9 protein-coding genes are annotated in these 15,028 nt (G+C 71.9%); all 9 read left to right on the forward strand.

What is annotated here, in order from left to right:
- The first annotated feature begins 28 nt into the window (after window positions 1-28).
- The 9 genes from ACZ5D2_RS03185 (at window position 29) to ACZ5D2_RS03225 (ending at window position 15,028) form a co-directional block, all read left to right on the forward strand.
- Window positions 29-979, forward strand: coding sequence for a hypothetical protein (locus tag ACZ5D2_RS03185; RefSeq protein WP_468926854.1), 951 nt, complete (start codon window positions 29-31; stop codon window positions 977-979).
- 34 nt (window positions 980-1,013) lie between these two features.
- Window positions 1,014-2,558, forward strand: coding sequence for an APC family permease (locus tag ACZ5D2_RS03190; protein ID WP_371679286.1), 1,545 nt, complete (start codon window positions 1,014-1,016; stop codon window positions 2,556-2,558).
- A 218-nt stretch (window positions 2,559-2,776) separates the two neighbouring features.
- Window positions 2,777-4,222 (forward strand): amino acid permease, encoded by a 1,446-nt coding sequence (locus tag ACZ5D2_RS03195; RefSeq protein WP_371679287.1) that lies wholly within the window; start codon window positions 2,777-2,779, stop codon window positions 4,220-4,222.
- Between the two features lie 443 nt (window positions 4,223-4,665).
- Window positions 4,666-5,898 (forward strand): MFS transporter, encoded by a 1,233-nt coding sequence (locus ACZ5D2_RS03200; protein ID WP_468926858.1) that lies wholly within the window; start codon window positions 4,666-4,668, stop codon window positions 5,896-5,898.
- A gap of 268 nt (window positions 5,899-6,166) precedes the next feature.
- Complete coding sequence (locus ACZ5D2_RS03205) at window positions 6,167-10,072, forward strand: non-ribosomal peptide synthetase (protein WP_468926861.1); 3,906 nt, start codon at window positions 6,167-6,169, stop codon at window positions 10,070-10,072.
- On the forward strand, window positions 10,069-11,358 hold the full coding sequence (locus ACZ5D2_RS03210; RefSeq protein WP_468926864.1) for an ATP-grasp domain-containing protein: 1,290 nt from the start codon (window positions 10,069-10,071) through the stop codon (window positions 11,356-11,358). The genes ACZ5D2_RS03205 and ACZ5D2_RS03210 overlap by 4 nt, the downstream gene beginning before the upstream one ends.
- The gene (locus ACZ5D2_RS03215; RefSeq protein ID WP_468926867.1) at window positions 11,355-12,320 is read left to right on the forward strand and encodes a peptidase; all 966 of its coding nucleotides are present in this window, start codon (window positions 11,355-11,357) and stop codon (window positions 12,318-12,320) included. Before ACZ5D2_RS03210 ends, ACZ5D2_RS03215 begins: the two co-directional genes overlap by 4 nt.
- 36 nt (window positions 12,321-12,356) lie before the next feature.
- Window positions 12,357-14,156: an asparagine synthase (glutamine-hydrolyzing) gene (gene asnB / locus ACZ5D2_RS03220; protein WP_468926870.1), complete on the forward strand. Its 1,800-nt coding sequence runs from the start codon at window positions 12,357-12,359 to the stop codon at window positions 14,154-14,156.
- Between the two features lie 50 nt (window positions 14,157-14,206).
- A complete protein-coding gene (locus ACZ5D2_RS03225; protein ID WP_371679294.1) occupies window positions 14,207-15,028 on the forward strand; it encodes a hypothetical protein in 822 nt (273 codons plus the stop codon).

Raw genomic sequence — 15,028 nt, forward strand, 5'->3', positions numbered from 1 at the left:
GCGCCCGCGCCCTGGAGGGAACCCGCGGATGTCCCCGCCTCCGCCGCCCCTCGGCCGCGCCCGCAAGCGGGACGCCCAGCTCTTCGACCCGGCCCTGTGCGACACCGAACTGGTCTCCGTACGCTCCCAGTTCACCCAGGGCCGGTGGGCCAAGGCCCGTACCCTCCTCGTCGGCACGGGTGACGACTGGGACCGTCGCGGCCACCGCGTCGTCGTCCTCGCCGAAACCCCGGCCGCCACCGCGTGGGCCCGCGAATGGCTGCTCGCCGAGCCCGGCAGCGCCGACGCCACGACCCTCCTCGCCTGCGCCGCCGTCTTCAGCGCCCTGCGCCGCAAGGGCACCCCCGAGGCGGCCGAGGAGGCCTGCCGGCGGGCCGCCGCGCTGCTGCCCGCCGACCCCACGCCCTGGCTGGGCCTGCTCATGCTCTCCCGCGCCTTCGGCACCGAGGAGGAGTTCAGCCGCCACTTCGACCAGGTCCGCGCCCGTCACCGGGAGCACCACCACGCCCACCACCTGATGGTCGCCAAGCTGGCCGAACGCACCCCCTCCCTGGGGCACGACCCGCTCCACGAGGTCTACGACTTCGCCGCCTGGGCCGCCGAGGAGTCCCCGGCCGACTCCCCGCTCGCCGTGCTGCCCGTCATCGCCCACGCCGAGCGCTACCGGGTCCTCGCCGCCGCCCAGGGGGGTGCCACCCCCCAGTCCGCGGGCCCGCACTGGGCCGGCCGGCGCGCCCGGCAGGTGCTGCGCTCCGCCTTCGACTGGTGGCTGGAGTGGGAACGCGAGGACCACCCCCGCAACCGGGTCGACCTCAACTTCCTCGCCCACGCCAAGCTCTGCGAGGGCCGCCCCGCCGAGGCCGCGGCCCTCTTCCACCGCATCGGCAGCCATGCCACCCCCGCGCCCTGGTCCTATCCGGACCGGGACCCGCACAAGGCCTTCCTCGCCGCGCGCAGCGCCGCGCTCGGCACCGCCTGACCCCGCCCAGCCAGTCCCCCGAAAGGACCCCGCCATGCCGACGGGCAGATCCACCACGCTCCCAGCCGAGGCCGAGATCCGCACGTACAAGGGCCAGGACCGCGCCCTGCGCGCCGACCGTCTCGGCACCGCCGGACTGCTGCTCTCCGTACTCGCCGCGAGCGCGCCGCTGATGGTCGTCGCGGGTGTCATGCCCACGATCTTCGGGGTCATGGGCATCGTCGGCCAGCCGCTCCTCTTCGTGATCCTCGGCGTCGTCCTCGCCCTCTTCGGCGTCGGGTACGCCGAGATGAGCCGCCACGTCCACAACGCCGGCGCCTTCTACGCGTACATCGCGCGCGGCCTCGGGCCCACCGCCGGGGCCTGTGCCTCCCTCGTCGCCCTCGTCGCCTACAGCGCCATGCAGGTCGGCGTGTACGGCATCCTCGGCTTCGAGATCTCCGGCCTCTTCGCGACCTACCTCGACACCCGGGTCGCCTGGTGGATCCCGGCCCTGATCGCCGTCGCCGCCACCGGTGCGCTCGGCTGGCTGAAGATCGACCTCAACGCCAAGGTGCTCGGCGTCCTGCTGCTGATCGAGTGCGCCCTCGTCGTCGTCTTCGACGCCGCCGCCCTCGGCAAGCCCGGCCCCGAAGGACTCTCCCTCACCGCCTTCGACCCCGGCACCCTCTCCGGAGCCGGCCTCGGCACGGCCCTGTGCTTCTGCATCGCCGCCTTCGTCGGCTTCGAGCAGTCCCCGGTGTACGCCGAGGAGACCAGCAAGCCGCACATCGTGGTCTCGCGCGTGATGTTCCTCGCGATCGGCTTCGTCGCCGTCTTCTTCGCCCTCAGCGCCTGGGCCCTGTCCGTGGCCACCGGACCCGCCGGGATCACCGCCGCCTCCGCGAAGGCCGGTCCCGGACTGCTCTTCGAGCTGACCGAGGCCCGTCTGGGTGCCGCCTTCACCGACGTCCTGCACGTGCTCTTCGTCACGGGCATGTTCGCGGCCATGCTCAGCTTCCACAACGTCGTCGCCCGCTACGCCTTCGCCATGGGCCGTGAGGGCCTGCTCCCCGCCCGCTTCGGCCGCACCAACCCCGGCACCGGCGCCCCCGCCACCGGCTCCCTGCTGCAGACCGTCGTGGCCGCCGTCGTCGTCGTCGTCTTCGCGCTCACCGACGACATGCCGGCCGGCGACCCCACCGCTCCCGTCCTGCACCTGTTCACCTGGATGGGCAGTGTCGGAGCCCTCGGCGTGACCGTCCTGATGGCCGCCTCCTCCTTCGCCGTCATCGCCTTCTTCGTCCGCCGCGGCACCGCGGGCGCGCAGGTGTGGCGTCTGATCGCCGCGGCCCTGGCGGGCCTCGCGCTGATCGCCATCGCCGTCTACACCGTGCGGGACTTCGGCGTGCTGGTCGGCGCCGCGGAGGGCTCCGCGCTGGGCCGGGCGCTGCCCGCGATCATCGGCGTGGCCGCCCTGGGCGGACTGGTCCACGGGCTGCTGCTCAAGAGGCGCCGCCCCGAGGCCCACGCCCGGATCGGCCTGGGCAACGAGGCCTTCCGCCTCGACCAGGCCGCGGAGGCCGACCCGGTCGGCTGAGCCCCGTAGCCTCGCTTTCGTGCCCGCCTGAGGCCCCCGGCGACCGTTTCCATGGTCGCCGGGGGCCTCCGCGTGCATGGGGCCGATTTTGGCGGGTAGCGGAGCCTCATGGTCTATTGGGGCGACAAATTCACCGGAACGCGGCACGGGGGACACCACCCAGCTCCCCCGCACGCGCCCCGGATCTGCCTGTCCGAACCACGAAGGCGAAGTCCCGAATGAGTGACCGCACCTTGACCGAGGCCCCCGCCGAGGCGTCGTCCCGCCATGTCGACGCCGGTGACGAGGGCTACAGCAAGGACCTCAAGTCCCGCCACATCAACATGATCGCCATCGGCGGAGCGATAGGCACCGGCCTGTTCCTCGGCGCGGGCGGCCGGCTCGCCGGCGCCGGCCCCTCCCTCGCCATCGCCTACGCGGTGTGCGGAGTCTTCGCCTTCTTCGTGGTCCGGGCCCTGGGCGAGCTCGTCCTGTACCGCCCGTCCTCCGGAGCCTTCGTCTCCTACGCGCGCGAGTTCATGGGGGAGAAGGGCGCCTACACCGCCGGCTGGCTCTACTTCCTCAACTGGTCCACGACCACCGTGGCCGACATCACGGCCGCCGCGACCTACGCGCACTTCTGGTCGATGTTCACCGACGTCCCCCAGTGGGTGCTCGCCTTCATCGCCCTGGCCGTCGTGCTGACCGCCAACCTGATCTCGGTGAAGTACTTCGGCGAGATGGAGTTCTGGTTCTCCCTGGTCAAGGTGGCCGCCCTGGCGGTCTTCCTGATCGTCGGCATCTACCTCGTCGCCACCAGCCACGACATCGGCGGCCACACCCCGGGCCTCGACAACATCACCGACAACGGCGGCATCTTCCCGTCCGGCGTGCTCCCGATGCTCCTGGTCATCCAGGGCGTCGTCTTCGCGTACGCCTCAGTCGAGCTCTGCGGCGTCGCCGCGGGCGAGACCGAGAACCCCGAGAAGATCATGCCCAAGGCGATCAACTCGATCATGTGGCGCGTGGGCCTCTTCTACGTCGGCTCCGTGGTCCTGCTGGCCCTGCTGCTCCCGTACACCGAGTACTCCGGCGACCAGAGCCCCTTCGTCACGGTCTTCGACAAGCTCGGCGTCCCCGGTGCCGCCGGCATCATGAACCTGGTCGTCCTGACCGCGGCCCTCTCCAGCCTGAACTCCGGCCTCTACTCCACCGGCCGCATCCTGCGCTCGATGGCCGTCTCCGGCTCCGCCCCCAAGTTCACCGGCGTCATGAACAAGGGCAAGGTCCCCTACGGCGGGGTCCTGTTCACCGCCGCCTTCGGCGTCGCGGGCGTCGGCCTGAACTACTTCATGCCCAAGGACGCCTTCGAGATCGTCCTGAACTTCGCCTCGCTCGGCATCCTGGGCACCTGGGCGATGGTCATGCTGTGCTCGCTCCACTTCTGGCGGCGCGCCGGCCAGGGCCTCCTGGAGCGGCCGTCCTACCGCCTGCCCTGGGCCCCGTACACCCAGATCGTGACGCTGGTCTTCCTGGTCACCGTCCTGGTCCTGATGTGGTGCGACGGGGGCGTCGGCCGCACCACGATCCTCTTCGTCCCGGTCATCGGAGCGGCCCTGGTCGGCGGCTGGTTCCTGGTCCGGGGCCGGGTGGCGGAGATCGCCGCCGCCCGCTCCGGCGACTGACGGGCCGGATCGCCGGCGTACGGAAGCACCGTACGGCCCACGACCGCGACCCCATGACGAGAAGGCCCCCGCACGCCGGTGCGGGGGCCTTCTCGTCGTACCGGCCGTTCCCTACCCGCAGGTAGTCGGGACGTTCGCGGCATTCCTCCGGAGAATTTCGCCAAGAATTTACCGCCGACGGCCGGGGTATTCGCGTGTGACGAGCGCCACAACGCATTCCCTGGACGTACCGCCGTGACGCTGTCTCTAATGGGTCTTCGTGCCCGGCCAACGATCTTGGACGGGCGCTCCGGGGGAAATTCCCGAATCTTGTCGTTGGCAATGGTGCTGAACGAGGGGTACGGAACGGTGTCAGTGATCCTGACGGTCGAGAAATGGTCCGGGCAATTCGGCCCGAGGCCCGTACGGTTTTCCGGTCGCCGCGTCGGCGACTCGGTGCGGCAATGCTGAGCCGGTTGCTCCCGGCCCGGGGATCCGCACGCACCCTCACCGGCATCACGCTGGTGCACACGCTCGGACAGGGCCTGTGGATGGCGCTCAACGCCATCTACGCCACGTCCGTCCTGGGGCTCTCGCCGGGCCGGTTCGGCATCGGTGTCGGCGTCGCCGCGGGCGTCGCCCTGGCCCTCAGCACCCCGACCGGGCACCTGGCCGACCGGATCGGCCCGCGGGCCGTCCAGATCTGGTCCTTCCTCGCCCTCGGGCCGCTGACCGCCGCGCTCCTGCTCGTCGACGGATTCCGGCAGTACCTGCTGGTGCTGTCCGTGCAGGCGATCGCGTACAGCGCCAGCCGCAGCGCCAGGATGGCCATGATCGCCGGGCTGGTCGCCCCCGAGGACCGGGTCTCCGTCCGCGCCTACCTGCGGGCCACCAGCAACGTCAGCGTCTCGGTCGGCGCGGCCCTCGCCGGGCTGGTGCTGGTCGCCGACAGCCCCGCCGTCTACCGGGCCGCCGTCGTCTTCAACGCCTCCACCTACCTGGTCACCGGCCTGCTCACGCTGCTGCTCCCGGCCGTGCCGGCGCAGCCGGCCCGGCCCGGCCCGGCGCTGGTGGTGCTGCGGGACCGGCCCTTCCTGGCCTTCGTCGTACTGGACGGCCTGCTGTCCATGCACAACCTGCTGCTCGACGTGGTGCTCCCGCTCTGGGTGCTGCACCACACCGGCGCACCCCGCTGGATGATCGCGGCCATCCTGATCACCAACACCGTCGCCGTGGTCCTGCTCCAGGTCAGAGCCGCGCGCGGGACCGACGAACCGTCCGCCGCGGCGCGGGCGGCCCGGAGCGGATCGCTGTGCCTCGGCGTGGCCTGCGTGGTCTTCGCCTTCACCGAGGGGGCCTCGGCGGCCGTCGCCTGCGTCCTGCTCTTCGCCGGCGCGCTCGCACACGTCCTGGGGGAGATCCGGCAGTCGGCCGGGAGCTGGGGGATGTCCTTCGGGCTGGCCCCGGAGCACGCCCAGGGCCAGTACCAGGGCACCGCCGCGATGGGCGCCGACCTGGGCAAGATGATCGCGCCGGCGGTGCTGACCTGGCTGGCGATCGAGCACGGTGCGGTCGGCTGGCTCGTGATGGGCGTCGGGTTCGCCTCGGTCGGGGCCCTCATGCCCCTGGTCGCCTCCCGCGCCGCGCGCAGACGGCCCGCGCAGGATCCGTCCGGGGCGCCCGTCCGCGTCCCGTAGCGGTTCCCGGGGCGGTCCCGCCGTCCCGCCGGCAGCCGTCAGCACCCGCCCGCATTCCGTACACATTCCGCACACATTTCACACACGGGTCACGCCCGTATTCCGCGTGCCGCCCACCCCGGGCCCCGGGGAGCAGTGGCGTGCGCGAATTCGTCGGGGCGTCGGGAATTCCGTGAAGCTTTTCCCCGGCAGGCCGCACCGCGCCGGGGGTGAATTCCGCCGTACCCGCAGACCGAAACAATGCAGTCGAACGAGGGGAATCACGTCGGTGGCCGAATTGCATACCGTCGCATCAGCCGGTCCCGAAGAGGGGCGGACGGCGGCTCCGGCACTCCAGCTCCCGACCCGGGACCCGGGCGGCGAGGTGACGGAATTGTCGGGGACGTACTCCTGGACGGGCGACGATTTCCAGCCACTCGCGGAGTTCGTCGGGGCGCGCGGGTTCGAAGCCGCCGAGCTGTTCAACGCGGCGTTCACCCTCCTGATCCACCGGTACAGCGGCCAGGACGACCTCGTCACCGCCCGCTCCGGAGGACCGGCCGGAGCCCCTCCCGTGGCCGTCCGCTCCCGTATCGGGGAGGACGTCACGTTCGCGGAGCTGACCGCCGCCCTCGCCGCCCGGTACCGCGCCGCCACCGGGTGCCCGGACGCCGACGACACCCCCGCCGCCGACACCCCGGGCGCCCCCGCCGCCGAGGCCCCCGGCACCCCCGACGTCCCCGCCGCCCTCGGCACCGGCCTGCGCGTGGGCTTCGCCGGCCACGAGGCCCCCCGGGCGGAAGCCGGAGCGGGCGCCCGCCCGGACGGCCTGCACCTCCTGCTGGAGGTCGAGCACGCCCCCGACGCGGTGCGCTTCGCCCTCGTCTACGACACCACCCTGTTCGCCGACGGGTTCATCTCCCGGATGGCCGCGAACTACCGGACCCTGCTCCTCGACGCCTGCCGCCGCCCCGCCGCCCCCGTCGCGGACCTGGCCCTGCTGTCGGAGCCGGAGACCCGCCACCTGCTCACGGACCTCAACGCCACCGCCCGGCCCCGTCCCCGCGACACCGCACTGCACACCCACGTCGAGGCCCAGGCGGCCCGCACCCCCCACGCCCCCGCCGTGGAGTGGCGGGGCGTCGCCCTCACCTACCGCGAGCTCGACGAACAGGCCAACCGGATCGCCCGCGCCCTGCTGGCCCACGGCATCACCCCCGGATCGCGCGTCGGCGTCTCCGTCGCCCGCACCCACCGGACCGTCTGCCTGCTGCTCGCCCTCCACAAGGCGGGCTGCGCCTACGTCCCCCTCGACCCGGCCTACCCCGCCGACCGGCTGAGCGGCATCGCCGCCACGGCGGACATGGCCGGCGTCGTCCACGACGACACGGCCGGCGGCGGCCCCGCACCGTGGCTGACCGCCGTGGACACGACCGCGCTGGCGTGGGGCGAGCTCTGGGAGAAGGCCGCGGCCGAACTCCCCGATCCGCCGGCCCTCGCCGTGGACCCGGCCGCCACCACCCACCTGATCTACACGTCCGGCTCGACCGGCCTGCCCAAGGGCGTGGTCATCAGCCACCGCAACGTGGTGGCCCTGCTCGCCTGGGCCCGCGACACCTACGGGCCCGAAGACCTCGCCCGCGTGCTCTTCGCGACCTCGCTCAACTTCGACCTCTCGGTGTTCGAACTGTGGGCCCCGCTGACCACCGGCGGCTGCGTCGTCGTCGTGGACAACGTCCTGGCCCTCACCGAGGACGACACCCTGCGCCCGTCCCTGGTCAACACCGTGCCCAGCGCGCTCAACGTGCTCCTGCAGCGGTCCGCCGTCCCCGCCTCCACCGCCGTGCTGAACGTCGCGGGCGAACCCCTCGCCAAGGAACTCGTCAACGCGGCCTTCGCCGCCACCGCCGTCGAACGGCTCTACAACCTGTACGGACCCTCCGAGGACACCACGTACTCCACGTGGAAGTGCTTCACCGGCCCCGTCACCCAGAGCCCCACGATCGGCGTCCCGGTCCACAACACCGTCGCCTACCTCCTCGACGCCCACGGCCGGCTGGTCCCCCGCGGAGCCGTCGGCGAACTCCACCTCGGCGGCGACGGCCTGGCCGGCGGATACATCAACGACCCCGGGCGCACCGCCGCCGCCTTCGTCCCCGCCCCCGCGCCCCTGCCGCCCGGCACCCTGTACCGCACCGGCGACCTGGCCCGCTGGACCGAGGACGGCGAACTGCGCTTCATGGGCCGCCGGGACAACCAGGTCAAGGTCCGGGGTTTCCGCATCGAGCTCGGCGAGATCGAGTCCGTCCTGCGGGAGGTCGTGGGACTGCGCGACGTCGCCGCCCTCGCGGTCCGCAAGGACGACGACACCCGCCTCGTCTGCTACGTGGGCCTGGAGGGCGGGGACCCCGCCGTCCAGGCGATGGGCGATCACCTGCGCCGCAAGCTCCCGCACTACATGCAGCCGTCCAAGATCATTGTCGAGGAGCGGCTGCCCCAGCTGCCCAACGGCAAGGTCGACCGCAAGGCGCTCGCCGCCCGGAACGTCGACTGGACCGCGACCGACGGCGGTGACGGCGGCTTCACCACCGACGACCCCGACGAGGCCGTCGTCGCGGGCGTGTGGACCGACCTCCTCGGCGTGGCCCACCTCGCCGCCGACCGCGACTTCTTCTCCATCGGCGGCCACTCCCTGCTCGCCAACCTGCTGGCCGCCCGCCTCGGCGACGCCGTCGGCCGCACCGTGCGCGTCGCCGAGATCTACGAACACCGCACCCTGGAGTCCCAGGCCCGGCTGCTGCGCCACAAGCGCGCCCAGGCACCCGCCGCCACGGCCGCCATCGGATCCGCCGGGCTGCAGGACGCCGTAGCCGAGACCCTCCACGAGTCCGGCCGGGGCCACGGCGTCCCCGGAGCCGGCGCCGCCGTCTACGCGGACGGCACCCTCCGGTTCACCTACCACGGCGTCGACGACATCGAGACCGGCAGGCCCCGCGACGAGACCTCCCGCCAGCGCGTCACCTGCATCACCAAGCCGATGCTGGCGTTCACCGCGCTGCGGCTCGTCGACCGCGGCCTGCTCCCCCTCGACGAACCCCTCACCACCCTGCTCCCGCAGGCGTTCCGGCGCAGCGACGGCCGCACCGTCGACGTGACGCTGCGCCAGCTCCTGTCCCACACCAGCGGCATCGACGACTCCTACGAGGTCTGGCACGACACCGACCTCCCGGACCTCGACCGCTACCTCGACACCTTCGCCGGCTACGGACAGCTCTTCGAGCCCGGCGAGGTCTTCGCCTACTCCGCCTGCGGCACGTCCATCGTCGCCGCCCTCATCGAGAAGGTCCTCGGCGTCCCCTGGCGCCGCGCCGTCAACGAGCTGATGCTCACCCCGCTCGGCATCGAGGCGATCCCCGAGACCCTCACCGAGGACGGCCACTACGGTGCCACCGTCTCGGCCGGATACCTGTGGAGCGAGACGCTGCAGCGCTACGTGCGCCACGACCCGCCGCCCCAGACCGTCGCCGACGACGCGGCCGGCTCGTTCTCCGTCTGCCTCACCCTTCCCGAACTCGCGAGCATCGCCCTGCTCGCCCTCCGGGACGGCGTGGCCCCGAGCGGGGAGCGGCTGCTCTCCGCCGGCCTCGCCGAACAGATGCGCACCCCGCAGATCGACGTCCCCGGCCACCACTTCATGCACGCCTGGGGCCTCGGCTGGCTGATGTTCGGACCGACCGCCTTCGGCTTCAACTCCAACGGCAGCGGCCACCACAACTTCATCCAGATCTTCCCGGAGAAGCGCAGCTTCCTGCTCCTCCTGGCCAACGCCTACCCCGCCTTCGGCCTCTACGAGGACCTCCTGCGGGCCCTGACCGGCGAAGGCCTGATCCGCACCGGCCGCCCCTTCGACCTGGACCTCGACGACTGCGCGGGCCTGTACGCCTCCGACGGCTACCGGCTGCGCGTCCTGCGCGGCGTCGAGCACCTCGGCTACGAGTACTCCGAACGCCAGGGCGACGGCAGCTGGCTGCGGCTCGACGAGGGCGACCTCGTGCTCTCCGGCGCCGGCGGCTTCAGCTCCATGTCGCAGAAGAACATCCTGGCCGGCTCCATCTCCTTCATCCCCACGCCCGGAACCCGCGTACCCGGTTTCGTCCGGATCGGACAGCGCTTCGCGAGGAAGACGACCCGATGACAGACCACACACCCCCGCACCCCACCCGCAGACACGTCCTGTTCGTCACCTGGAAGACCGGCAACGCCCCGGCGTTCGAGGCGGCCCGGCGACTGGGCCACGAGGTGACCCTCATCCGCTCCCTGCGCATGGAGAAGTCCCAGAACATCGACTTCGACGCCTCGCCCTACGGCGCGTTCGTCGACACCGTGCACGTCCTCGAAGACCACACCGACCACGAGGCCCTGCGCGAGCTCGTCCTCGCCGTCCACCGCGAACGTCCCGTCGACGGTTTCGTCGCCACCGTCGACGCCCTCGTCGTCCCGGTCGCCCGGATCGCCGAGGAGATCGGCGTCCCCTTCACCGGCGCCCGGGGAGCCCGGGACGCCAAGCTCAAGCACCGCTGCCGCGAGCTCCTCGCCGCCGCCGGAGTCGACGCCACCCGCCACGCCGTCGTCGCCGACTTCGCCGGGGCGGCCGCGTTCGCCGGGGCCACCGGATACCCCGTCGTCGTCAAACCGGCCCGGGGGTCCGCCAGCGAGGGCGCCCACGTCGTCGCCGACGAGGCACACCTGCGGGAGGTCATGGCCCGCGCCGAGGCCGACCGCACCACCTACGAGGCGGGCATCCTCGTCGAGGAGTACCTGACCGGCCGCTTCCTCTCCGCCGAGATCGGCCTCTCCCACGGCCGCTTCCTGCGCCTGGCCGTCAGCGAACGCTCCACCTGGCACCGGCACGAGGCCCTGGAGACCGGCACCACCATCCCCGCCGCCCTCGGCCCGGACGACCACGACCGCGTCATGGAGTTCGCCGAAGCCGTCGTCACGACCCTCGACCTGCGCCTGGGCGTCTTCCACGTGGAGATCATGCTCGGCGCCGACGGCCGCCCCCGGCTCATCGAACTGAACCCGCGCATCATGGGCTCCTGCCTGCCGAACCTCTTCCGGCTCGCCGGCGGCGGGGACATCTTCGAACTGCTCGTACGCATCCACCTCGACGAGGAGGTGGAGCCGGTCGCCCCGGCCTTCGACCGGTACGCGACCGTCCGCTGGTTCGGCGCCGCCGAACCCGTCCCCCGCCCGGACCGGGTACCCGACCTGGAGTGGGCCGCCACCGAGTACGGGGACGCCCTGCACGCGCTCACGGTCCGCTTCCCGGACGGCGACGTGCTGCCCGCCTGCCGCGGCAACCTCGGGAACTTCGGCGAGGTACAAGTCGTCCACGCCGACCACGCGACATCGATCGGGATCGCTGAGCAGATCGTCGGACGGACGGCGGACCTGCTCGGCATCGAGGTGACGAGATGACGACCACGACGACGGCGAGCACGCCGGCCACCACGCCGGCCACCACGCCCTTCTTCGACGAGACCAGGGCCCAGCTCGCCCGCCTCGGACTGCCGGGCGCCGACCCCTCCGCCGGCGAGGGCTCCGGCAAGACCTTCGACGACGGCTGCCACTTCAGGATCGAGGTGCCCACCGTCAACTCCGTACAGGCCGCCCAGACGCTCCTGTCGGAGAGCAGCCGCCGCGGCTTCTCGATCAACCGCATCACCGAGACCCGCGGCATGTACCGCCACACGGCACGCGAGATCGCCGAGTACGTCGCCCTCGGCCGGGAGTACGGGGCGGAGATCCTGATGTCGGTCGGCCCCCGCGCCAGCTACGACACCGGCGGCAGCGTCCAGACCCCCGAAGGCGTCCGCATCGGCTACCGCCTCCGCGGCCAGGAACAGATCGTCCGGGCCGTCGAGGACGTCAAACGCGGCCTCGAACTCGGCGTACGCGGCTTCGTCGTCTACGACGAGGGCCTGCTGTGGGTGCTGAACCGGCTGCGCACCGCCGGCGACCTGCCCGAGGACATCCACCTCAAGGTCTCCGCCCACTGCGGCCACGGCAACGCGGCCTCCGCGCAGATGCTGGAGATGCTCGGCGCCGACAGCTTCAACCCCGTCCGCGACCTCACCCTCCCGATGATCGCGGCGCTGCGCCAGGCGGTGTCCATCCCGCTCGACTGCCACGTCGACAACCCCCGCATGTCCGGCGGTTTCGTACGCACCTACGAGGCACCCGAGTTCGTCCGCGTGGCCGCCCCGATCTACCTCAAGACCGGCAACAGCGCCCTCGAAGGACACGGCGTCAGCCCCAGCCTCAGCCAGCTCGACGACATCCTCCGACAGGTCGAGATCGTCACCGAATTCCTCGGCCGCCACCACCCCGAGGCCCGCCAGAGCCCCGTCGGCGCCCGGCTGACCCCCGTCGGCCCGTAAGCCAGTCCGCCAGTCCACAGACAGAGGTCACACAGCATGTGCCGCATCTACGGCCACTTCGGCGGCGATCCCGTCGACCGCGACGCACTGCACGCCGTCGCCCGCGCGATGCACCCGGGCGGCCCCGACGAACAGACCCTCCACACCGCCGGGACCTGGGCGCTCGGCAACAACCGGCTCGCCGTCCAGGGCATCGGCCACGGCCGCCAGCCCTTCGTCCTCGGCGACATGACCTGCGTGTTCAACGGCGAGATCTACAACCACCGCGAACTGCGGGCCGAACTCGCCGCCCACGGCCACACCTTCGAGGGCGACTGCGACGGCGATGTCCTGCTGCCGCTGTACGAGCGGTACGGCGACGCCTTCGTCTCCCGGCTGGAGGGCATGTTCGCGATCGCCCTCGTCGACCTGCGCGGCGAACCCTGCCTGAAGCTCTTCAACGACCACGCCGGCATGAAGTCCCTCTACTACCACCTCTCCGCCGACGGCCGCCGGCTCTGCTTCGCCTCCGAACTCCAGGGCCTGTCCCGCTTCCCGGACTTCCCCGACGCCGTCGACCCCCTCGCCATCGACCGCTACCTCGGCGGCAAGGCCGTCTGGGGCCCCCGCACCATCCACACCGGCGTCCGCACCATGGAACCCGGCACGGCACTGCGCTTCGCCGACGGCCGCATCACCCTCACCCGCACCCCGCTCCCGCCCGCCGAGGTCGACTGGCCGGACGGCGGGCCCACCCTCGGCGCGGCCGCGGACCTCCTCGACGGCATCCTGCGCCACGAACTCACCCGGATGCTCGACGCGGACGTACCCGTCTGCGTCATCACCAGCGGCGGCCTCGACTCCAGCTACACCACCGCCATCGCCGCAGGCCTCGTCCCCGACCTGGCCTCCTTCAACGTCGCCTACAAGGGCACCTGGCCCAGCGACGAACGCCACTTCGCCGAGGAGGTGGCCCGCCACTGCGGCACCCGCCACCACCAGGTCCTGCTCGACCCGGCGGACTTCCCCGCCCTGGTCGACCGCTTCGTCCGCCACCTGGACCAGCCGAACAACGCCCCGCACAGCCTGAGCACCTTCGCCCTCTTCGAAGCCGTCCACGACGCCGGGTTCAAGGTCGCCCTCACCGGCGACGGAGCCGACGAACTCTTCGGCGGCTACGCCCGCTTCGTCAAGGCCGCCCGCGACGGCGACGCCGGCTGGCACCGCGGCTACCAGGACACCATGGCCGCCGTCGGCACCAGCACCCTGCGGCGGCTCTACACACCCGAGTACCGCGCCCACGTCGAGGCCGACGGCGGCTTCTTCGCGGACCGCGCCGGCGACGAACTGGATCGCCGCGTCCGCGCGCGGACCCACGACAAACTGGAGACGCTGCTCCGCTACGACCAGGCGGAACGGTTTCCGTACTACATCCTGCGCCGCGTGGACCACCTGAGCATGGCGCACTCGGTGGAGGCCCGGATCCCCTTCCTCCAGCCCGCCGTGACGCGGTTCGCGCACGCCCTGCCCACGGAACTGAAGGTCGTCGGCGACACCGTCAAGGCACCGGTCTCCGAGGCCGCGCGCCGCTGGATCCCGCGCAGCGTCATCGAACGGCCCAAACAGCCCTTCACCCTCCCCGTCGCAGCGATGATCAAGCCCGGCGAGGCGCTCCACGAGCTGATCGGCGACACCCTCCTGGGCCCCGGCGCCCGGTGCCGGGACCACTTCCGCCAGGACGTCGTCCACGACCTGTTCCGCATGCAGTCCGAGAGCCCCGGCGCCCACACCGCCGAGGTCCTGTGGTCGCTGCTGATGCTGGAGACCTGGCTGTCCGTCAGGAACCTCACCCCCTGATCCCCGCCCGAACCGATCCCCGCCCGAACCCCCACCCGAGGAGAAGAGACATGACGCAGTCCGTCCCGCCCATCCGCTCCCTGCTGGCCGGAGTCACCAAGGACGACATCCGGCGCGACCCGTTCCCGCACATCGTGATCCGTGACGCGCTTCCCCAGGACCTGTACGATGCGCTGTCCGCGTCCATGCCGACCGCCGAATACATCGGCACCCGGATCGGCAAGGAGATCACCTCGAACGAGCGCTACAACTACATGTCCGAGCACATCCTCCAGGACGAGGAGATGGCCCGGGTGTGGAAGGACTTCGTCACCTACCACGCGTCGCCCGGGTTCTACGCCGAGTTCCTCGACCTCTTCCGGGAAGACCTGCTCGCGAACCTCCCCGACGCCGAGGAGCAGTGCGGCCCGCTGCGCGACCTGCGCGTAGGCCGCCGCAACCGGGACGGCTTCGAGACCCACGACATCCTGATGGACTGCACCGCCGTCATCAACTCGGCCGTCACCGGCCGCCCCTCCGCCTACCGCGGCCCCCACGTGGACAAGCCCCACAAGCTCTTCGGCGGGCTCTTCTACATGCGTCAGACGCAGGACGACGCCGACGGCGGCGACCTCGTGCTGTACAAGTACCGGGAGGGCGCCCACAAGTTCACCACCAGCGCCTCCGAGTACGGCGACAACCGCTTCGACATAGACCCGAAGTACGTCGAGGAGGTCACCACCGTTCCCTACCGCAGCAACACCCTGGTCATGTACCCGATCAACCCGCTCGCCCTGCACGGCGTGTCCGTGCGCAGCCTCACCCCGCACCAGCGGCGCTTCGTCGCCCTCGTCGGCGACCTCCAGAACCCGCTCTTCGACCTTGCACTCTGA

The sequence above is a fragment of the Streptomyces sp. NPDC031479 genome (assembly GCF_055581065.1).

Coding starts and splice junctions, on each gene's coding strand:
- ACZ5D2_RS03215 (WP_468926867.1), top strand. CDS start 11,355: ATGACGACCACGACGACGGCGAGCACGCCGGCCACCACGCCGGCCACC.
- ACZ5D2_RS03185 (WP_468926854.1), top strand. CDS start 29: ATGTCCCCGCCTCCGCCGCCCCTCGGCCGCGCCCGCAAGCGGGACGCC.
- asnB (WP_468926870.1), top strand. CDS start 12,357: ATGTGCCGCATCTACGGCCACTTCGGCGGCGATCCCGTCGACCGCGAC.
- ACZ5D2_RS03195 (WP_371679287.1), top strand. CDS start 2,777: ATGAGTGACCGCACCTTGACCGAGGCCCCCGCCGAGGCGTCGTCCCGC.
- ACZ5D2_RS03190 (WP_371679286.1), top strand. CDS start 1,014: ATGCCGACGGGCAGATCCACCACGCTCCCAGCCGAGGCCGAGATCCGC.
- ACZ5D2_RS03225 (WP_371679294.1), top strand. CDS start 14,207: ATGACGCAGTCCGTCCCGCCCATCCGCTCCCTGCTGGCCGGAGTCACC.
- ACZ5D2_RS03200 (WP_468926858.1), top strand. CDS start 4,666: ATGCTGAGCCGGTTGCTCCCGGCCCGGGGATCCGCACGCACCCTCACC.
- ACZ5D2_RS03210 (WP_468926864.1), top strand. CDS start 10,069: ATGACAGACCACACACCCCCGCACCCCACCCGCAGACACGTCCTGTTC.